Source organism: Bradyrhizobium lupini (genome assembly GCF_040939785.1).
GTDB lineage: Bacteria > Pseudomonadota > Alphaproteobacteria > Rhizobiales > Xanthobacteraceae > Bradyrhizobium > Bradyrhizobium canariense_D.
The window spans coordinates 5,125,093-5,145,558 of the sequence record NZ_CP162553.1 but is presented as its reverse complement, the minus strand read 5'-3'; the positions used below and the strand labels follow the sequence as shown (position 1 = coordinate 5,145,558).

Annotated in this window: 14 protein-coding genes and 5 pseudogenes; 8 read left to right on the top strand and 11 right to left on the bottom strand. The window is 64.2% G+C overall.

Annotated elements, in window-relative coordinates:
* Positions 1-2: 2 nt before the first annotated feature.
* The 6 genes and pseudogenes from AB3L03_RS24410 to AB3L03_RS24385 form a co-directional block, all read right to left on the bottom strand.
* Positions 3-1,129: pseudogene (locus AB3L03_RS24410) on the bottom strand (Re/Si-specific NAD(P)(+) transhydrogenase subunit alpha).
* A gap of 137 nt (positions 1,130-1,266) precedes the next feature.
* Positions 1,267-1,419: an aa3-type cytochrome c oxidase subunit IV gene (locus AB3L03_RS24405; RefSeq protein WP_007596280.1), complete on the bottom strand. Its 153-nt coding sequence runs from the start codon at positions 1,417-1,419 to the stop codon at positions 1,267-1,269.
* A 185-nt stretch (positions 1,420-1,604) separates the two neighbouring features.
* Positions 1,605-2,957: a hypothetical protein gene (locus AB3L03_RS24400; RefSeq protein ID WP_368509131.1), complete on the bottom strand. Its 1,353-nt coding sequence runs from the start codon at positions 2,955-2,957 to the stop codon at positions 1,605-1,607.
* Positions 2,891-3,934, bottom strand: coding sequence for a hypothetical protein (locus AB3L03_RS24395; RefSeq protein WP_368509130.1), 1,044 nt, complete (start codon positions 3,932-3,934; stop codon positions 2,891-2,893). Before AB3L03_RS24395 ends, AB3L03_RS24400 begins: the two co-directional genes overlap by 67 nt.
* A gap of 264 nt (positions 3,935-4,198) precedes the next feature.
* Positions 4,199-4,249 (bottom strand): annotated as a pseudogene (locus AB3L03_RS24390) (hypothetical protein); the annotation flags it as partial.
* 451 nt (positions 4,250-4,700) lie between these two features.
* Positions 4,701-6,608, bottom strand: a complete 1,908-nt coding sequence (locus AB3L03_RS24385; protein ID WP_018453809.1) for a M3 family oligoendopeptidase — start codon at positions 6,606-6,608, stop codon at positions 4,701-4,703.
* 127 nt (positions 6,609-6,735) lie between these two features.
* On the opposite strand from AB3L03_RS24385, the gene AB3L03_RS24380 reads away from it, so the two are divergent.
* From AB3L03_RS24380 to AB3L03_RS24370, 3 genes and pseudogenes are all read left to right on the top strand, one after another.
* The gene (locus tag AB3L03_RS24380) at positions 6,736-8,229 is read left to right on the top strand and encodes a sigma-54 dependent transcriptional regulator (protein WP_018453808.1); all 1,494 of its coding nucleotides are present in this window, start codon (positions 6,736-6,738) and stop codon (positions 8,227-8,229) included.
* Between the two features lie 362 nt (positions 8,230-8,591).
* Positions 8,592-10,773, top strand: a pseudogene (locus AB3L03_RS24375) (L,D-transpeptidase family protein).
* A gap of 276 nt (positions 10,774-11,049) precedes the next feature.
* Positions 11,050-12,683, top strand: a pseudogene (locus AB3L03_RS24370) (DUF882 domain-containing protein).
* A gap of 15 nt (positions 12,684-12,698) precedes the next feature.
* On the opposite strand, the gene AB3L03_RS24365 reads toward AB3L03_RS24370, so the two are convergent.
* The 3 genes from AB3L03_RS24365 to AB3L03_RS24355 form a co-directional block, all read right to left on the bottom strand.
* A complete protein-coding gene (locus tag AB3L03_RS24365; protein WP_018453805.1) occupies positions 12,699-13,118 on the bottom strand; it encodes a hypothetical protein in 420 nt (139 codons plus the stop codon).
* A gap of 60 nt (positions 13,119-13,178) precedes the next feature.
* The gene (locus AB3L03_RS24360) at positions 13,179-13,451 is read right to left on the bottom strand and encodes a DUF2312 domain-containing protein (protein WP_007596286.1); all 273 of its coding nucleotides are present in this window, start codon (positions 13,449-13,451) and stop codon (positions 13,179-13,181) included.
* Positions 13,452-13,660: 209 nt separating this feature from the next.
* On the bottom strand, positions 13,661-13,963 hold the full coding sequence (locus AB3L03_RS24355; RefSeq protein WP_007596287.1) for a DUF1244 domain-containing protein: 303 nt from the start codon (positions 13,961-13,963) through the stop codon (positions 13,661-13,663).
* 177 nt (positions 13,964-14,140) lie between these two features.
* Here AB3L03_RS24355 and AB3L03_RS24350 point away from each other — a divergent pair, with 177 nt between their 5' ends.
* Together AB3L03_RS24350 and pyk are read left to right on the top strand one after the other, a co-directional pair.
* The gene (locus tag AB3L03_RS24350) at positions 14,141-14,734 is read left to right on the top strand and encodes a DUF1036 domain-containing protein (RefSeq protein ID WP_018453803.1); all 594 of its coding nucleotides are present in this window, start codon (positions 14,141-14,143) and stop codon (positions 14,732-14,734) included.
* Positions 14,731-16,167 carry a pyruvate kinase gene (gene pyk, locus AB3L03_RS24345; protein WP_026232597.1) on the top strand — a complete coding sequence of 479 codons (1,437 nt, stop codon included), beginning with the start codon at positions 14,731-14,733 and terminating at the stop codon, positions 16,165-16,167. Before AB3L03_RS24350 ends, pyk begins: the two co-directional genes overlap by 4 nt.
* 151 nt (positions 16,168-16,318) lie before the next feature.
* Here the strand turns inward: pyk and AB3L03_RS24340 are convergent.
* Positions 16,319-16,998: pseudogene (locus AB3L03_RS24340) on the bottom strand (helix-turn-helix domain-containing protein).
* Between AB3L03_RS24340 and AB3L03_RS24335 the strand changes: the two are divergent.
* Together AB3L03_RS24335 and AB3L03_RS24330 are read left to right on the top strand one after the other, a co-directional pair.
* Positions 16,997-17,194 carry a hypothetical protein gene (locus AB3L03_RS24335; protein ID WP_143273098.1) on the top strand — a complete coding sequence of 66 codons (198 nt, stop codon included), beginning with the start codon at positions 16,997-16,999 and terminating at the stop codon, positions 17,192-17,194. The pseudogene AB3L03_RS24340 and the gene AB3L03_RS24335 sit on opposite strands and share 2 nt — an antisense overlap.
* Before the next feature lie 73 nt (positions 17,195-17,267).
* Positions 17,268-18,251, top strand: a complete 984-nt coding sequence (locus AB3L03_RS24330) for a phosphatase PAP2 family protein (protein WP_085359461.1) — start codon at positions 17,268-17,270, stop codon at positions 18,249-18,251.
* Positions 18,252-18,475: 224 nt separating this feature from the next.
* Here AB3L03_RS24330 and AB3L03_RS24325 read toward each other — a convergent pair whose 3' ends face one another.
* Positions 18,476-18,640 (bottom strand): Flp family type IVb pilin, encoded by a 165-nt coding sequence (locus tag AB3L03_RS24325; protein WP_007614256.1) that lies wholly within the window; start codon positions 18,638-18,640, stop codon positions 18,476-18,478.
* Positions 18,641-18,938: 298 nt separating this feature from the next.
* Between AB3L03_RS24325 and AB3L03_RS24320 the strand changes: the two genes are divergently transcribed.
* Positions 18,939-20,453 carry a hypothetical protein gene (locus AB3L03_RS24320; protein ID WP_085359463.1) on the top strand — a complete coding sequence of 505 codons (1,515 nt, stop codon included), beginning with the start codon at positions 18,939-18,941 and terminating at the stop codon, positions 20,451-20,453.
* Positions 20,454-20,466: the final 13 nt, after the last annotated feature.

The following is a 20,466-nucleotide window of genomic DNA, read 5'->3' as shown; positions in this document are numbered from 1 at the left end:
CCTTACGCTTTCGGCTGGAAGTTCGGGTGGATGACGGCGCCGTCCCTGGTCAGCGCGGTCGCTTTGACGAGCTCGTCGTCCCAGTTCACGGCCAGCGCCTTGCTGGTCTTGTCGACCATCGTTTCGATGAAGTTGAACAAATTGCGCGCGTAGAGGCTGGAGGCCGACGCCGCGACGCGGCCGGCGACGTTGGTGTAGCCGACGATCTTGATGCCACCGACATCAGCGACCTCGCCCGCCTTGACGCCTTCGACATTGCCGCCGCGCTCGACGGCGAGATCGACCAGCACTGATCCCGGCTTCATCGACTTGACCATGTCAGCCGTGACGAGCCTCGGCGCCGGCCGGCCCGGAATCAGCGCGGTGGTGATCACGATGTCCTGCTTCTTGATGTGCTCGGCGGTGAGCGCGGCCTGCTTGGCCTGGTATTCCTTGGACATTTCCTTGGCGTAGCCGCCGGCGGTCTGCGCGTTCTTGAATTCCTCGTCCTCGACGGCGAGGAATTTTGCACCGAGCGATTCGACCTGCTCCTTGGTGGCGGGCCGGACGTCGGTCGCGGTGACGACGGCGCCGAGACGGCGTGCGGTCGCGATCGCCTGGAGGCCGGCGACGCCGACGCCCATCACGAACACTTTGGCGGCGGGCACCGTGCCGGCCGCGGTCATCATCATCGGGAAGGCGCGTCCGAAGGCCTCGGCGCCCTCGATCACGGCGCGGTAGCCGGCGAGGTTGGCCTGCGAGGACAGCACGTCCATCACCTGCGCGCGCGTGATGCGCGGCATCAATTCCATCGCGAAGGCGGAGACACCGGCATCGGCGATCGTCTTCAGCGCGGCCTCGTTGCCGTAGGGGTCCATGATGGCGATGACGAGCGCGCCGCGCTTGTACTGCGCCAACTCGGAGGCTTCAGGGCGCTTCACCTTGATGATGATGTCGGCGTCCTTCAGCGCGTCGGCGCTGACGGTGGCGCCCACGGCGGTGAATTCGAGTCCGGCAGGCCCGACTTGAGGCCGGCGCCCGGCTCGACGGCGATCTCGGCGCCCAACGCCTTGAACTTCTTCACCGTATCCGGCGAAGCGGCGACCCGCGGCTCCGACGGATCGATTTCCTTGGCAACGGCGATCTTCATAGGCCCTCCGGCGACGCGGGAAGAAGCGCGCACGCGAACTTAGCGTTACTCCCGCAACGTTGGATACCGGTTTTCAATCCGGCTTGATTGCAAATTTTATAGGCACCGACGACACTGGCGGTGCTGCAGGGGATGAATCAGGTCAGGAAGATCGCCATCAGGATCACGATAAGCGCGACCGAGACCGTGCCGTACTTCACCAGCTTGATGAAGCCCTCGTAGGTCTGCTCGTGGGCAACGTAGTCGTTGCCGTCGGCGGTGCTGTACGCCACTTCGCTATGGTCAGCCATGAATTGTCCCCAGTCGAAAGTCGAATTTCGTGGCTGGGATACCGCAAACTTCCGGGCAGGGCAACGGCACGGAGGCGCGGTTTCCCGGCAAATCAGGTCATTTGGAATTCCAATGGGCGGGAATTCGGCTCAGACCGGTGATCCGCCCGTCAGAGGCGGTCTCCGATGCCACGAGCCGAGGCCTCTCAGCGCAGGCCGAGCGCACGGCGGACTGCGCCGATCGGCTCCACCTTGCTGTCGCAGAAGTTTCGCTTTGCGCAGCGTTCTCCCGGAACGTTGACGACGATTGCATCCGCGCCGGCATCCTCGGTGAGAAAACCGTGGCTCATGTGGAAACCCAGCGCGCGGTAGACCTCGAACTGCTCCTCCGAGAAGAACTGGTCACCGGTGGTTTCATGCGGGAAGGTGTCGTTGCGGCGTGCATAGTCGCGGATGTAGTCGTTCTCGTCTCCGGTCAGGGACGACTTGATGTACACGAGGTACCCCTTTTCCCCCGAGCCGTAGTCGATGGTGCCGACCGCCACGTGCGGTCCGCCCGCCGTGCGCCGGGCCGGGGATTTGGTTGCGTTGCACTTCATCCACTCGAGCGTGGTGTTGCGGATCGGCGTCCACGGCAGATCGATGATGATCCCGAGATCGATGCGCGCATAGCGCTGCAGCGTCACCAGGGATGAGAAATTCATGGGTGCATCGGCTTCGGCGTCAACCGCGATGATCACCTTGCAGCGTCGTCGCAACAACTCGTAGACACCGAGATTCTCGATGTGTCCGCCGTCCGTCAGGTAGACCGCATCGGCATTCTCGTAAAGCCGGCCCGAGATCTCAGACCATAGAAACAAAGGGGTCGAGTGGTGCTGCGGCTTGTCCTTTGTCGAGACCCAGCGCGGGTTCTTCAACCAGTACCCCAGGCGCACGTTGAGGAGCGCCAGGGTCGGGGTCAGCGAGCGGATCGACCCCGAGCCCATGTTCGACGAAGCAGCGGCCCCGGAGATTGCCATCGCGGTCGCAAGATCGAGGCCCGGCGCGACCTTCTCGAATGCCGGTGTATTCGCATAGCCAGTGGCCTCGCTGCCGACGTGCAGCGGCGAGAATATGAAGAAATCCGCGTTCCGTCCCCGCCGATTGGCGAAGTCGGATCCTTGGATGTTCAGCGCGGCGTTGATGATGGGATATGGCGAGGCCAGGCTGCATTTTTTCGATGTCGCGACCGTCATCGCTCCCGCTGGATCGACCCCGTAGACCATCTGATGTAACAGACCGCTCAGCTTCTCCTCGTCGAGCGGAAGGAAATCCCTCCCCTGGTCCAGGCTCGGCATGTTCCGCGACGGCTCCCCGTCGGCGTAATAGAGCGGATTGAACAAGAAGGCCTTGCTGAGGCGATCACGATAGAGCCGGTGCAACGAATTGGCATTCGGCCCGAGAACCCACGACAGGCCGAACATGGCCGAGCCCGACAAGAAGTAGAGCAGCATCATCCGCCAGCTGACACTGTTGCCGAACTGGTACTTCGACCAAGTGAATTTGTCCGGGGACTGCAATGACGCAACGGAAAACAGCCATGCGGGAATGTGCGAGATCGGCCCCACCGGCTTGGAGACGACGACCTTCGCTTCGCGATTGGTGATTTCGGCCGAGAGCTTGCGGGTCGCCGAGTCAAACTGGACATTTCCTTGACATCGACACCGGCCGCGGGCGGCACGGGTTGCACGCCAGCCGCTCCCCACTCCTCGATCATGGGGTATTGACGGTAGGCGGCGTCGAGGGTCTTGTCGTTCGCGATGCCCCAATAGCAAAGATAGAGATATCCGACCCAGATCAGCAAGGGCAGCGCCAGTCCCGCGACAAGCACGGCTGCTTTCGCCGCATGGGCGAGCAGGCGTGATCCCAGGTCCGAGGCGCCGGCGCCCTTCAGCAGGTCGGCGAATTGCTGCCGGAACAGCGTGACAGCCGCCGCAACCGGCGCAGTGATGGCCGCAAGCGATTGGACCCACTTGATTGCAACGCCGCCAATGATGCCGCCGGACTGAGTCGTGTTAGCGTCGGCGACATCGAACATCTGGGCGATCATGAAGGGCTGAAATTCGAAGAAGCAGATGGCGGCAAGCAGAACGAGATAGGTCGCGCCGACCGTCGACGGATAGCCGCGGAATTCACCTCCCTTGGTCGACGAAATCGATCGCAGCACTGCCCAGCCAAAGAAAAGCGCAAGGCCGAGCAGGACCGCTGCAAGCGAAAGGCCAAAGTGATCGACATTCAGGCAGCTGGCGATCGCACAGATGAGACCCATCGCAAACGCAAGACCGGCCAGGTACCGAAACAGCTCGCGCCGCCCGACTTTGAAAAGGCGCCCGACCAACAAAAGCAGCAAAGCGACAACAAGGCCGACAAGAAAGAAGGCAGGCATCAATCCCAGGCTGGAGAGGGGACCAAGATTGTGGGTGTCGTCGACGCTCAGGCCGAAGAAATTGGTCGTATAGAGTGACGAGCGTGCGGCGTTGGACAGGATCGTGATCACTGCAACGAGCAGTACAACCGGCAGCGTCAGGCTCAGATTGGCAACGAGTCCACGCACGACGATTGCGACGCCGGTGATCAGGTCGCGCGCGCCGGCCGGAACGAGATAGTTCGAGTAATTCCGGATATGGCCCACCGCAGGCGTGTCACTGATCTCATTTGCGCTCTCGGCTCCAGGTGTCGGCGTGCTTCCGAAGACGAAATTCTGCGCCCGCGTCATGGTCGCCGTAAACGAACAGCCGGTGTAACCGCCGCCCGATACGGTCGACAGATAGTCGATGTGCTTGATGAGCCCGTGGTGATTGAAAGCCTGCAAGACGCCGAGGCAGATTGCGGAGGATCGGATCCCGCCGCCTGACAGCGCAAGGCCGACCGTGTCGATCGCCTTTTTCGTCGCCAGGGTATGCAACGGGATCCATACCCTGGGCTAGGCGGCGGTTGTTGATGGCTGCGAGCTCGCGCTTGACGATCTTCCGGTGCTGCGTCCCCCACAGCTGCTGTTCCCCCACAGCCCGTGGCGGCTCCACCTTGGGGTCTGGGGCACTGATCCTGGCCATGTTCGCCTCCCTGGCCGAGCACACGCGACGATCAACGATCACAGATTGCATTGCAGGTCGAACCCGCCTGCAAGAATTAGTCCGGTCCCGGGCACAAACGTTCAATGTGCATGGCGGGATCTTTACAACCCGCCTCCCCCGTTGTCGGAACAACGGGACACTCGGACGGCCGACCCGACCTGCTCGCTGCAGCGCTGAAGGCGGTTCGGCTCAGCCCATCGCTTCCAGTTCGTCGATCATGCCGGCGATGACGCTCAGGCCGCCGTCCCAGAACTTTGGATCCTTGGCATCGAGCCCGAACGGCCGCAGCAGTTCGGAATAATGCTTGGTGCCGCCGGCGGCGAGCATGTCGAGATAGCGCTCGGCAAAGCCTTCGGCCGCGTTCTCGTAGACGGCGTAGAGCGAGTTCACGAGACAATCGCCGAATGCATAGGCGTAGACGTAGAACGGCGAATGGATGAAGTGCGGGATGTACATCCAGTAGTTCTCGTAGCCCGCTTTGATCTCGATTGCCGGACCAAGGCTCTCGCCCTGCACCGAGAGCCAGATCTCGCCGAGCCGCGTCGCGGTGAGCTCGCCGTTCTTGCGTTCGGTGTGGACCGCGCGCTCGAAGGAATAGAACGCGATCTGCCGCACCACGGTGTTGATCATGTCCTCGACCTTGCCGGCGAGCAGCGCCTGGCGCTGCCTTGCGCTCCTGGTCTGCGCCAGCAGCCGCCGGAAGGTCAGCATCTCGCCGAACACGCTCGCGGTCTCCGCCAGCGTCAGCGGCGTCGGCGCCATCAACGCGCCGTTCCTGGCCGCCAGCACCTGATGCACGCCATGGCCGAGCTCATGGGCGAGCGTCATCACGTCGCGCGGCTTGCCCTGGTAGTTCATCAGCACGTAGGGGTGCGCGGACGGCGTGGTCGGATGCGAGAAGGCCCCCGGCGCCTTGCCCGGACGTACCGGCGCGTCGATCCAGCGGTCGGCAAAGAAGCGCTCGGCGATATCAGCCATCTTGGGCGAGAAGCCGCGATAGGCGGAGAGCACCATGTTTCTCGCATCGCCCCAGCCGATCACGTCGGTCGCAGCAAAAGGCAGCGGCGCGTTGCGGTCCCAATAGGCCAGGCGCTTCCTGCCGAACCAGCGTGCCTTCAGCGCGTAGTAGCGATGCGACAATTTTGGATAGGCTGCGCGCACCGAGGCGACCAGCGCATCCACCACCTCGCGCTCGACGCGGTTGTTCAGGTGCCGGGAATCTGCGACGTCCTTGAAGCCGCGCCAGCTATCGGAGATGTCCTTGTCTTTGGCCAAAGTGTTGGTGATCAGCGCAAAGGTGCGCTCATTGGCCTTGAAGGTCTTTGCGAGCGCCTCTGCCGCGGCCTTGCGCTTGGCGCCGTCGCGGTCCTGCAACAGATTGAGCGTCGGCTCGATCGCGAGCTCCTTGGGCCCGACCTTGAAGCGCAGGCTCGAAATGGTCTGGTCGAACAGCCGATTGAAGGCGGAATAGCCGGTCTGCGCCTTCTCCAGGAAGAGCTGCTCGAGCTTGTCCTCGAGCTGGTACGGTTTCTCCTTGCGTAGATCCTCGATCCAGGGACGGTAGTGCGCGAGCTCGGTGGCCTGCATCGCGCGGTTCAAAATATCGTCATCGATCCGGTTGAGCTCGAGCGCGAAGAACAGCAGATGCGTCGATGCCGCCGTCAGGCGCTCGGAAACGTCGCCGTAAAACTTTGAAATCTTGGGGTCCACGCTGTCGCCGGCATGAACGAGGCCAGCGTACGAGCCGAGCCGGCCGGCGAGGTCGTCGATCGCCTCATAGCGTCGCACGGCTTCTGCGAGCCATTTTCCGCCATCTTCCTTTGCTGTTCCTGTTGCGAGCTTGCCCTTGTAGTCCGTCTCGAACGCGACGCAATCGGCATCCATCTTTGCGAGATCGCGCGCCACTTCCGGCGCATCGATCCCGGAATAGAGGTCGGCGAGGTTCCACTCCGGAAGCTTGCCGGTCTTGCTCGCAGGCTTTGCGGGTGAAGGTCTGGAGGACTTTGCCTTGATGACCGATTGCTTGGTGCCTGGTTTGCGGAGAGCAGACTTTTTGAGAGCAGACTTTTTGAGTGCAAGCTTGGAGCTCGAATTCATTGTGTGGGAAACCTGTGTTCAACAATCGCGACGGCGGGCGGGGGCATCAGGATTTAACAGTGCGTTAATCGGCTTCGGCCAGAGTGCCCCGATTCGAGACAGATAGTAGTAGCGTGCGGGGAACACCATGGCTGCCAGTATTTTGATCGCCGACGACGACGCTGTAGCCCGCCGGCTGGTCGAAAACATGGTGCAGAAATGCGGCTATGAGACGATCGTGGTGGACTCCGGCGATGCGGCGATCGCCGCCCTCACCGCCCCCGACGCGGCCATCGACGGCGTCATCCTCGATCTCGTGATGCCCGGCCTCGACGGCATGGGCGTGCTGGCGAAAATCCGCGAAGCGGGTCTCAGCATCCCCGTCATCGTGCAGACGGCCCATGGCGGCATCGACAATGTGATCTCGGCGATGCGCGCGGGTGCGGCCGACTTCGTGGTCAAGCCGGTCGGCCTGGAGCGGCTCCAGGTCTCGCTTCGCAACGCGCTCAATTCGTCCGCGCTCAAGGGCGAACTGCAGCGCATCCGTCACAGCCGCGAAGGCCGGCTGACCTTCTCCGACATCATCACACGCGCCGAGGCGATGGCGGGCGTGATGCGCGCGGCGCAGAAAGCAACAAACTCCTCGATCCCGGTGCTGATCGAGGGCGAGTCCGGCGTCGGCAAGGAGATGTTCGCGCGTGCCATTCATGGCAGCGGCGAGCGCAAGGCCAAGCCGTTCGTCGCGGTCAATTGCGGCGCGATCCCCGACAACCTCGTCGAATCCATTCTGTTCGGTCACGAGAAGGGTGCCTTCACCGGCGCCACCGAACGCCACACCGGCAAGTTCGTCGAAGCTCATGGCGGCACGCTGTTCCTGGACGAGGTCAGCGAGCTGCCGCTGAGCGCGCAGGTCAAGCTGCTTCGCGCGCTCCAGGAAGGCGCGGTCGAGGCGGTCGGCGGCCGCAAACCCGTGAAGGTCGACGTCCGCATCATCTCGGCGACCAACCGCAGGCTGCTCGAGCGGGTCAAGCAGGGCCACTTCCGGGAAGACTTGTTCTATCGCCTGCACGTGCTGCCGCTGACGATCCCATCGCTGCGCGCCCGGCGCGAGGACATTCCGCATCTGCTCAGGCATTTCCTGGCGCGCTTTGCCGCCGAGGAGAACCGCCCCATCACCGGCATCAGCGGCGAGGCCGTTGCGCACCTTGCCCAGCTCGATTGGCCCGGCAACATTCGCCAGCTCGAAAACGCGGTCTATCGCGCCGTGGTGATGAGCGAGGGCGACCAGCTTGGCCTCGACGACTTCCCTCTGATCGCCTCGCAGCCGCATCCGGGAACAGACATTCCGACCGCGCCGCTGATGCTGGAGCCGATCGCGGCCCCCTCCGTGGTGTCAGGTAATGAAATACCGATCGCGCCGCTGCCCATGGCGGGTGCCCTCTCAATGCTGACCGCGACCGGCGACGTCCGGCCGCTGGAAGACATTGAGAACGAGATCATCCGTTTCGCGATCTCGCATTACCGCGGGCAGATGTCGGAGGTCGCCCGCCGCCTCAAAATCGGCCGGTCCACCCTCTACCGCAAACTCGATGAAGCCGGAGTTCCCGGCCATGGCGGCAAAAGCGGTGAGGAGACGCACTGAGCCGGACGCGAACGGCGGTTCGTCCGGGCGGAGCGATACGACTGTAAGCCGTTCGTATGACGACGGAATTCGACTGCGATTTGAACCGTGACTTGGAAGTGACAGACACAGGGAAAAGCGCGTGGCAGAAGCGCACAATCCGTTGCCAAGAGGCGTGCTTGAAGTCAGTTTGTCGTGAGTTGTCCCGGGTAGCGCTGGCTGCGAAATCGGGGCCTGTATATCGTCCGCGTAAGATTCGTCTGCGTAGGAATCGTTGCGTGCAGGCGTGCAACTTTCGAGAGGCCGGCGCGGTTTAGCCGAAGCTCAATAGGCGATAACGAAGCTGTTCCACGGGGGACAGTTCACCCGAGGGGTGCGACACAATGCGTGACTGTTTGAACCACCGTGCAGGCTTTGACCGTGTCTTGATCACGGTCGCGGCGACCTTCCTCACGGTATCGGCCAGCTCAGCCCTGGCGCAGGATCAGGCGCACAGCAGCGCTGCCGAGCTCGCGATCGAAGCCGCCATCCCGCGCCCCCGAACCCGCAAACGTCCCGCCCCCGACCGCATCAGACATCAAGCTCGACACCACCGCCACGGTGGTGGACCCTGCTAAGGAGCCCGCCAAGGAACCCCTGAAGGCCGAATCCGCCCCCGCGCCGGACAAGGTCGAGACCAAGCCTTCCGACGTCGCCACCACGCCCGCCGCCGAGGCGACGAAGAGCGAGACGGCGAAGACTGAACCTGCCAAGACCGAACCTGCCAAGGCCGACACGGCGATCCCAACGCCGGCCGCGCCCGCCACCGCTGCGGCTCCGGCCTCGGAGCCGGTGAGGGCCGCGAGCAACGTTCCCGCGGCCGACCAGCCGGTCGCCGACAAGCTCAAGGACATCATTGGCGCAAAGGCCTCGCGCTATCTCGACCGTAAGAACGAACGCGCTGCGATCGAGAAGTTCTACGGTGCACGCGACTTCGCGCCGGTCTGGAGCCAGGGCGGCAGCCTGACCGCTGCGGCCAAGGGCGTGATCGCACGGCTGAAGGACGCGGCGTCCGACGGTCTCAATCCCGCCGATTACCCGGTGCCGGACTTCGCGGCCGCCACGACACCCGATACGCTCGCCGATGCCGAGCTCAAGCTCACCGCCAGCATGTTCGACTATGCGCGCCAGGCCCAGAGCGGCCGCATGCACTGGTCGCAGGTCAGCGGCGACATCCTCTATCCCGAGCATCCGGTCGATCCGAACGAGGTGCTCGCCAAGGTCACGACCGCGGCGGACGCCTCCGCGGCGCTCGACAGCTACAATCCGCCGCAAAAACTTTACAAGGAGCTGAAGGCGAAGCTCGCGGAGCTCCGCGGCCAGGGCAACGGCCCGGTGATCGAGATCGCCGATGGTCCGGCACTGAAATACACCCCGGCCGGCAAGAAGCAGGCTGAAATCGTCGTTGAAGATCCGCGCGTGCCGCAGCTGCGCGCCAAGCTCGGCATCACCGAGAACGCCAGCGACACCCGCTATGACGCGGCGGTCGCCGAAGCCGTGCGCAAATTCCAGAACAGCGCCGAGCTCAAGGCGACCGGCATCCTCGACGACAAGACGGTGAGGGCGATCAACGCCCCGAAGCGCGACAAGCAGATCGACGTGGTGCTGGTGAACATGGAGCGCTGGCGCTGGCTGCCGCGCGACCTGGGCGCGCCCTCGCTGGGCGATGCCTATGTCATCCTCAACATTCCCGACTACACGTTGAAGGTGATGCAGCGCGGCCAACAGGTCTGGACCACCCGCGTCGTCACCGGCAAGCCCGGCACGCATGCGACCCCGCTGCTCACCGAGACGATGAAGTACATCACGGTCAATCCGACCTGGAACGTGCCGCCGTCGATCGTCTACAACGAATATCTGCCGGCGCTTCAGCAGGACCCGACAGTGCTCCAGCGCATGGGCCTCAAGCTCGAACAGAACCGCGATGGTTCGGTGCACATCTCGCAGCCGCCCGGTGAAGCCAACGCGCTCGGCCGCATCCGCTTCAATTTCCCCAACAAGTTCCTGGTCTATCAGCACGACACGCCGGACAAGAACCTGTTCGCCCGGGACGAACGCGCCTTCAGCCACGGCTGCATGCGCGTGCAGAACCCGGATCAGTACGCCTCGGTCCTGCTCAACATCGCGATGCCGAACGAGAAGTACACGCCGGAACGCATCCGCAGCATGTACGGCAAGAGCGAGATCGACCTGAAATTCCCGACCCCGATCCCGGTCAACATCACCTATCAGACCGCATTCGTGGACGATGGCGGCAAGCTGCAATTCCGCAAGGACGTCTATGGCCGCGACGCGACCATGATCAACATCCTGAAGAACGGTCGCGGCAAGGATCTCGAGAACGTCGTCGCGCACTCCCAGCCGAGCTATTCACGCCCGGCGACGACACTGCCGAACGGGGTGTTGGCGGCCAACAACGGCGGCTCGTCCGGGCCGAATTTCTTCGAGCGGCTGTTCGGAGCGCCCACCCCGCCGCCGGCCCCGGTCGGCCGCCGGCCGCAGCAGCAGCGGGTATTCACCCGCTGAGCCAGGCCGCCCGGCGCCTGATTTCCTGAAATTCTGCAGTAAAATCAGCGACCTCATCCTCTGGATGGGGTCGCTTAACGTTAACCATTCTCCACCTGACCTCAGGCAGCGGGCGTTTTTTTTGCCACACTCACCCGGTTAGGTTCGCGATCTGACTTGGTTTGGGGGCGGGAAGGTCAACCTCGAATTAACCTTCTCGCTTTAACAAAGCGTTCATCCTCTTTCGCGCGCTAACGGGGTTAGCGGGAGAGTCCATTTTGAACGCTCGTCGACTGGGTGGGCTCTAACGTGCTGACTGGAATCGCACGCCAATTCGCTGTGCTGTCGTTGTCCCATGCGGGAGTGAAGGCCGGATCCAGATCGGCCTCGCTGCCGTATTGCTGCTTGCTGCCGCGGGTTCAGTTCACAACGCCGCCGCGCTCAACGAGACCAAGACGCTCTCCTTCCACCACACCCATTCCGGCGAAGACCTCACCGTCACCTTCAAGCGCGACGGACGCTACGACGAAGCGGCGCTGAAGCAGCTCAACCACTTCCTGCGCGACTGGCGCAGCCAGGACGAGACGGTCATGGACCGTCACCTCTTCGACATCCTCTGGGAAGTCTACCGCGACGTCGACGGCAAGCAGCCGATCCAGATCATCTCCGCCTACCGCTCGCCCGCGACCAACTCCATGCTCCGCCGCCGCTCCTCCGGCGTGGCGCGCTTCAGCCAGCACATGCTGGGGCATGCGATGGACTTCTACATCCCGAACGTGCCGCTGGAGCAGATCCGCTTCGCCGGCCTGCGCCTCCAGCGCGGCGGCGTCGGCTTCTACCCGACCTCCGGCTCGCCGTTCGTACATCTCGACACCGGCAGCATCCGGCACTGGCCGCGCATGACGCATGACCAGCTCGCCCGGGTCTTCCCGGACGGACGCACCGTCCACCTCCCGACCGACGGCACGCCGTTGAAGGGTTATGAGCTCGCCAAGGCAGAGATCGAGCGGCGCGGCAGCGGCGAGGATTCCGGCAGCAAGTCGAATTTCTTTGCCGCCCTGTTCAAGGGCAAGTCGGCTCCGGCCGCGGCGAGCAACGACGAGGATGACGAGGGCGCGCCCGCCCCGTCCGCGAAGACTGTCGCGCCGACCGTGGTCGCCGCCGCGACCAAGCCGGCCGATCCGGTGCCGACGCCGCGCGCCAAGCCGTCAGTCGCGGCGACGATCCAGCTCGCCTCGGCCGATGCGCAGATCGTCGCGCTTGCCAAGCCGAAGCCGGCCCCCGTGGCTGACAAGCCGGCCGCCGGCAAATCTGCTGACGCCAAGCCCGAGACCCCCGCCGACATCATCAATGCCCGCGGCTTCTGGGATACCCCGACTGCGCCGCAGCAGGCGACGCCGGCCCAAATTGCTGCGCTGAAGGCACGGCAGGCGCTTGCCGCCGCCACCGATCCGCAGCCGACCGCGAGCGTGTCCAGCGCCGCCTATCAGGCGCTGGCCTACGCGCCGGCGTCCGCCTCCCCGGTCGACCGCGCCAATGTCGTCGCCGCCTCTGCGCCGATCCCGCGCTCCGCCCGTCCCGCCGCCGCATCGCGCAACGTTGCGCCCGCGACCGAGATCAACACGGTGGTCGGCAAGCGCATCGACGGCATGGTCGCAACCGCGACCCGGCTCTCCGCAGCCAAGGGCGAAAGCATCTGGCTCAAGATCGTGATGCTGTCGCCGAGCGCCAGCCGCGCGATGTCGGTCACGCTGATGGGCGAGCTCGACACCGCCGCAATGCGCGCCTACTTCGTCAAGCCGCAGTCCGTGATCGCCATGGGTTTTGCCGACGATCCGATGCAGGGCCTGTCCTGCGACAGTTTCTCGGGCACCGCCACCGCCAAACTCGAGACGACGTCCTTCGTCGTACGGACGGCTTCGCTGCGCTGACGTCTTCGCGCGCCGCTAACGCTTCCTCCGTCGATCCAGATGATACGTCAACGCCAGCAACAGGCAGACCGATAGGTCCTGCTTCGGCAGCTTGCCCGACACCGGCAACAGCAACGCCCTGGTCTGCCGATATTCGAACTGATCGGGAAAGCGTTCACGAAAGGTATCGACCAGCGTCGTCTTGCAGTTGAACAGAATCGCGGCGTGCGCGGAGTCCTTCAGGCGGCCGAGCCGGATCGTGCTGCCACTGCCGGTCTCTTCGGTCAGATAAGCAGGCTCGCCCCATTTCAACGTTTCGGTAAGACGGCCGATGCCTTCATGCGCCGCGGCGGCCGCGAAGATCAGCTCGCGTACCCAAAGCAGCCGCTTGCCGATCGACGCCGGAAAAGCATCGTAGGCACGGCTTACCTCGCGCGGCAGCGGCGGCGCAGTCACCGCGGTCTCCTTCGATCGGCATGGTGTCGCCCTGGCGAAAGCCAGGACGACACCGATAGCTCAGATCATCCCCAGTGCTTGCATGTAGGTCTCAAGGATCGTCTCGGCCTCGGCGCGCTCGTTCGGGTCCTGCTTGCGCATGCGCACGATGGTGCGCAGCGCCTTGACGTCGTAGCCGTTGCCCTTGGCCTCGGCGAATACGTCGCGGATGTCGTCGGAGATCGCCTTCTTCTCTTCCTCCAACCGCTCGATGCGCTCGATGATGGACTTGAGCTGGTCCTTGGCAAATTTCGTCGCGGGCTCGTCGTCGCGGACGGCGGCGGAGGTGGCCATCTTGGTACTCCCAATGGAACTGGCAAAACGAGGTGACGCCGGCATCCTCACCGCGCGTGCTGGTTAGACCCTTAGGGTTCGGACCTCTCGCGTTCAAGGCAGCATCGCGCTCGTCCACAGCGCGCCCACACCTTCCTGCGGCGTGTCGAAGAAAGCGGTTGTGTGATGCGACTCAAAGGCACCGCATATCAGGCTGCCGGCGAGGCCGTTCAGTGCCCCGGATGAACCTTCTTCATGGCATCGAGCTGCTCAGGCGTGGCCGCGCCCTGGTATTTCGACTTCCAGGCCTCATAGGGCATGCCATAGACGGCTTCCCGGCTCTCATCCTTGCTCAAGGCGACGCCTTGGGCGTCGGCGGCGTCCTTGAGCCAGTTGGACAGGCAGTTGCGGCAGAAGCCTGCGAGGTTCATCAGGTCGATGTTCTGGACGTCCGTCCGCGTCTTCAAATGATCGACCAGGCGCCGGAAAGCGGCAGCCTCGAGTTCCGTTCTGGTTTTGTCGTCAATTGCCATGGCTGGATCCCTCGGCTTTGCGAATTGGCTGTGACCTGGATGGGTCACCCTTACGAGATCAGGTGGGGCCTGTCACAGATTTTGCCATATCGCGGCGCAAACGGGCGCGAAGCCGGCTTCAGGCAGTTCCTGGGCCCTACGCCAAATCGTCAATGATCTGATATAGCTTCCGCGACAATGATCGCCGAATCTCCCCGCTCCCGCCTTCGCCTGCTCGCCCGGTTGGTCCCGGTGCTGGTGGTTGGCCTGCTGTACCTCTGGGCCAGCCCGGCTTCCGCCGATTTCCGGCTCTGCAACAACACATCGAGCCGGGTCGGCATCGCGCTCGGCTACAAGGATGCCGAGGGCTGGACCACCGAAGGCTGGTGGAACATCTCGTCGCGCTCCTGCGAGACCCTGCTGCGCGGAACTCTGGTGGCCCGCTTCTATTACATCTACGCCATCGACTATGACCGCGGCGGCGAATGGTCGGGCCAGGCTTTCATGTGCTCGCGCGATAAGGAGTTCACCATCCGCGGCACCGAGGATTGCCTTGCGCGCGGCTATGACCGGACCGGCTATTTCGAGGTCGATACCGGCGAGCAGCGGGCCTGGACGGTGCAGCTCACCGATGCCAACGAACAGCCGTCAAAGCAGCAGCGCGTGCCAGGCCTCCCCGGCCCTGTTGGCCCGGGGGTCCCGGGTTTGCCCAATGGCCCGCCCGGTGGTACGCCCCCCGCCGCGCCTGGCCTCCCGCCAGCTCCCTCGCCCCCGTCTGGAAATAAGCCATGAGGCGTCTTCGCCGTATCAAGATTCTCGCGACCCTTGGACCCGCTTCTTCGGACCTCGCGATGATCCGCCGCCTGTTCGAGGCCGGCGCCGACCTCTTCCGCATCAACATGAGCCACACCCCGCATGACAAGATGCGCGAGCTGGTGGCGACGATCCGCAACGTCGAGAGCAGCTATGGAAGGCCGATCGGCATTCTGGTCGATCTCCAGGGGCCAAAGCTCCGGCTCGGTGCCTTCGCCGAAGGCGCGGTCCAGCTCCAGAATGGCCAGACCTTCACGCTCGATTCCGACAAGGCGCCGGGCGACACCACCCGCGTCCAGCTCCCGCATCCGGAGATCCTGGCCGCGCTGCGGCCGGGCCACGCGCTGCTGCTCGACGACGGCAAGGTGCGGCTGATCGCCGAGGAGACCTCGAAGGAGCACGCGGTGACGCGCGTCGTGGTCGGCGGCCGGATGTCCGACCGCAAAGGCGTCAGCCTGCCCGACACCGACCTGCCGGTCTCGGCGATGACGCCGAAGGACCGCGCCGATCTCGAAGCGGCGCTGGTCACCGGCGTCGACTGGATCGCGCTGTCCTTCGTGCAGCGCGCCGACGACGTGCTCGAGGCCAAGAAGATGATCCGCGGCCGTGCGGCGGTGATGGCCAAGATCGAGAAGCCGCAGGCGATCGATCGCCTCGCCGACATCATCGACGCCTCCGACGCCCTGATGGTGGCGCGCGGCGACCTCGGCGTCGAGCTGCCGCTGGAACGCGTGCCGAGCCTGCAGAAGCAGATGACGCGCATGGCGCGGCGCGCCGGCAAGCCGGTGGTGATCGCGACCCAGATGCTGGAATCGATGATCCAGTCGCCGGTGCCGACCCGCGCCGAGGTCTCCGACGTCGCCACCGCCGTCTACGAAGGTGCCGACGCCATCATGCTGTCGGCGGAATCGGCGGCCGGCAAATTCCCGGTCGAGGCCGTCTCGACCATGAATCGCATCGGCGAGGAGGTCGAGCGCGACCCGATTTATCGCTCCGTCATCACCGCACAGCGCCCGGCCCCGGAAGCCACCGCCGGCGATGCCATCGCGGACGCTGCGCGGCAGATCGCCGAGACGCTCGACCTGCCGGCCCTGATCTGCTGGACCAGTTCGGGATCGACCGCCGTGCGCGTGGCGCGCGAGCGGCCGAAGCCGCCGATCGTGGCGATCACGCCGAACGTCGCGGCGGGACGCCGGCTGTCGGTCGTCTGGGGCATACATTGCGTGGTGGCAGAAGATGCGCGCGACCAGGACGACATGGTGAGCCGCGCCGGCCAGATCGCGTTCCGCGACGGCTTCGTCCGGGCGGGCCAGCGCGTGATCATCGTCGCCGGCGTGCCGCTCGGCATCCCCGGCACCACCAACATGGTGCGCATCGCCTCGGTCGGCCCCGAGGGCGAAGCGAATATCTAGCTCCGCCGGCACCCGGCAAACAAAAAATGTCGAAAACAACCCCATGCACAGTAGCCGGCGAGTCCGGCGGATGTGCTGAGGTTTTTTGAAAAGGCGAGCTCGAGCAACGGCCTGGGCGCGATCAGGTCCGCCGGTCGATCAGGATGACGTTTTAGGCCCCAACCAGCGCTTTCGCCGTCGGCAGCAGCGTCTGCTGCACGACGAGCCCCTGGCGCGGGCGTCCATGACGCCGACCGCGCGGAGCGCCAGCAGCGTCACGGTCTGCACGGCATCGCGCATCCTGGCGGGATCGTCGAGATTGTCCGGCGCGAGCGGTCCGACCAGGGCCTCGTGCAGCGCGCCGAGCAGCGCGGTGGCAGCAAGGGCCGTGTCCTGCGCCGGCAGGTGGCCGGCGCGCACGGCGGCGTCGATCCGCGAGGCCATCTCGCCCGCGATCTCGCGCCGACTGGCGAGACGTGAAGCGCTGACATCGACATCGACCGGCTCGGCCAGGATGCCCCAGGCGAGCCTGCGCTGTGACAGGGTATGGACAGCCACGGTGGTGACCGCCGCCGCCAGCGCCGAGGACGGCCCCGGCGCGGCATCGGCGGCTCGCCGGATCGCCGTGAGCTCGTCGCGGGAGACTTCGGCAATCAACTCGGAGATCAAATCGGCCTTGGAGGGGAAGTAGCGGTAGACCGTACCCGCAGCGACGCCGGCGCGAACCGCGACTGGCGCAATCTGCACCGCCGCCATCCCGCCTTCCGCCGCCGCCTCCCGCGCCGCCGCCAGTATCGCACTGCGCCGGGCCGCAAGGCGCTTCACCACTTGATGCGTCCGCCGATAAACCATGGCGCGCTTCCTGTCCCACACGCCGGTCGCACGCCCTGCGGCCGAACGCTTCGTCACTGATATCGCAAATCGCCCCGCAAGGACTGAACAACTATTCAGAGTGGATGACAAGGTGCAAATGCATGAAGCGTCACGCAAAAAAAAACGCGAGCTCAAACAGCTAAAAACGTCGCGAACTGCTTTGGTGAAGGGGTAACCACGATCGTTACCGCCATCTTAAACCTGCTCCGCGACTGTGCTGCGGTATCGCGATCCCACCTCGGTGCAGCATGGTCGACACGGATGCCCGGACCGCCTGGCAGCTCTTCCACCTGAACTGGCTTCCCATCGCAGCCATGGGCAGCCTGCTGGCGCTGGGCCTCGCCTTCACCGGCCTGAGCCTCGAACCAGTCGCCTATTGGGTGACGCTGGCAGTTGCTGCAGTCTTGCTCGCGCTGGCCTATGGCCATCGCATCGTCAAAGGCGAGCTTGCTGACCCGAAGCTGCTGTTTTCGCTCGGAACGATCGGACAGATCATTCTCACCTGCGCCATCGTCGGACCGCTCAGCTATGTCGCGGCCAAGCTGAACTGGCCGCTGCAGGACCAGGCGCTGCTTGCGATCGACCGTGCACTCGGCCTCGATCCTGAACCGATCGCGCGATACGTCAACGACCATCCCTGGCTCGCGGACTGCCTGGCTCGCGGATATGGGCTGATCAAATTGCCGCTGCTCGGCATTCCCGTCGTGCTGGCACTGACGGCGCACTATATGCGGCTGCAATTGTTCATGCTCGCGATGAGCCTCGCGCTCGCAGTCACCATCGCGATCTCCGCCGTCGTGCCCGCGATCGGCACCTATTGGGGGCTGCAGCTGTCCGCCGCGCATTTTCCCGAAATCAACACCGCGGTCTATGCCGGGCAGTTGCGCGACATCCTCGCGCTTCGCGACGGTAGCCTGCACGAGCTCCAGTTGTTCTTCCTCGCCGGCATTGTCTCGTTTCCGAGCTTCCACGCCGCATCCGCCGTGCTCTACATGTGGGCGCTGTGGCCGGTGCGCGGCCTCGGCGGCATCGCGGCTGCGCTCAATCTGCTGATGATTGCGGCAACACCGGTGATCGGCGCGCATTACGTCATCGACGTCGCCGGCGGAATCGCAGTCGCCGCAGCGTCGATCTGGGCGGCGAAATTCTATCTCGAATGGCACCGCCGCGCGCAGCAAACGTCTGCCGCGCCTGCGCCGTCGGCGGTCTGGCAGCCCGGCCTCGCGGAATGACAGCCGACAAGTTGCCCTAGGGTCCGCGCGTAGCGGCGTGCCCGCCGGTAACTTTCAATGTTCAATGTTCTCGACGGTGGGAACGCCTGCGCTTCGGAGCCGCGGCAGACGCTTTGCCGCCCTACAAGCTTGCTACAGCTTCACGACTTCTCAGATCCGGAAATCGTCCGCCAAAAGAAAAGAGCCCCGTCAAGGGGCTCTTTGAATTCGCGATTCGTACAGCGTTACTTGAGGCTGCTCGAGATCGAGGTGAACTTGGCGTTCAACGTGGTGCCCAGGTTATTGACGACAGTGATGATCGCCAGCGCAATGCCGGCGGCGATCAGACCGTATTCAATAGCGGTGGCGCCGGATTCATCTTTCGCAAAACGCGCAACGAGGTTCTTCATAAAGAGCTCCAAATGAGTACACGAGGCTACAACTGATCTGGTCTTTTGGGCTTCCCAGCGCCGCTTGACCATGGAACCGAACGTAGAGGCAAAGAATTGCGCCGCAGTTAATTCGACTGCGGAAACACAGAGCGGTTTGCGTGTATGCGTCGATGGTAAACCGAAATCTAAAACGATCCGTTAAATTGTCGAGACATCAAGCCGGCCCCGCCTCACCGGTTTACCCGGAATTATGACCGCCGTGGTCCAATGTCGATCGCTCGGCACAACGACAAAAACACCAGGACGACGAGGCGGCATGTCCCTTTCCTTTGCCAACAGCATCACGGTGCAGGGTCGTGCGCGAGCCCTGGTGCCGCTGTGCGTCGGTGCGGGCGCCTATCTCTTCTTCGTGTATGTCGGCGACACGCTGCTTCAGGACTCCGACTCGCTCTGGCAGATCAAGATCGGACAATGGATCCTCGATCACCAGGCGCTTCCCTACACGGACTTCTATTCCTTCACCCGTCCGGGGGCGCCCTGGGTTTCGACCTCATGGCTGTCGCAGGTCCTGTTCGCCCTCTCCTATGCGCAATGGGATTGGGCCGGCCCGGTGATCCTCACCGCGCTTGCGGTCGCATTGTCGGCGGCGATGCTGGTCGGCCTGCTCGAGGCCCATCTGGAAATTCCGCGAGCGGTTCTGTTCGCGATGTTCGCGCTGTTGCTGTCGCTGCACCACGTTCTGGCGCGGCCACACATGCTGGCGCTGCCCGTGATGATCGCGTGGGTCGGCGTATTGATGGCCGCAGCCGACCGCAAGGGCGCCCCGTCATGGTACTGGCTGCCGCTGATGTCCCTGTGGTCGAACCTGCATGGCGGCTTCGTGCTGGGCCTGGCCCTGATCGGCCCGATGTCATTTGTGGCGCTCTGGGGCATGGAGTCCGGCAAGCAGGTCCGACTGCTGTCGCGCTGGTTCCTGTTCGGTGTTGCGGCACTCGCCGCAAGCTGCGTCACGCCTTATGGCTGGCGCACATTGCTCGGCGCGATCAACATCCTCAATCTGGGCGAGCTGCTGACGATCATCTCCGAGTGGGCGCCCGCGAACTTCGCCTCCTTCAACGCATTCGAAGGCGCGCTGTTCGGCCTGATTGCGATCGGGCTGTATCGCGGCCTGACGCTCTCGCCCCCGCGTATTCTTCTGATCCTGCTTCTGACCTGGATGGCGCTCACCCACGTCAGGAGCATCGAGGCCTTCGCCTTCCTGGTGCCGCTGGTGCTGGCCAAGCCCCTCGGCGAACGGTCTGCGCTGCCGCAGCCTGGCACGCAGGGCGGCGAGAGTTGGGCTGCCCGTTACGTCACCGCGACCGGCGCGCTGATGATCGTGGCCGCAGGCTGGACCTCGACCTCACTCTACATGGCGCATCACCGCTTCACCTTCACGATGGATCAGACACCGGTCGCCGCCGTCGATCTGCTCGAGAAACGCAAGGCGCAACGCATCTTCAACGCCTACCAGTTCGGCGGCTATCTGATCTCGCGTGACATCCCGGTCTTCATCGACGGCCGCGCCGAGCTCTACGGCGAAACCTTCGCCATGGACGTCTTCAAGGCCGTGGAGCTCAAGAAGCTCGACAGTCTGACGCGGCTGCTCGACGCGTACCAGATCGACGCCACGCTCATGGTCGCGGACGCACCGGCCGCCCAGGTGCTGGACCACATCAAGGGCTGGAAGCGGCTCTACGCGGACAACATCGCCGTGATCCACGTGCGAACCGGCGGCACAGAGGCCGGCGCGATGCCGGAAGCGGAGTCCTCGAGGGAAGCCGTCAAGTGAGCGCGTCAGCTCA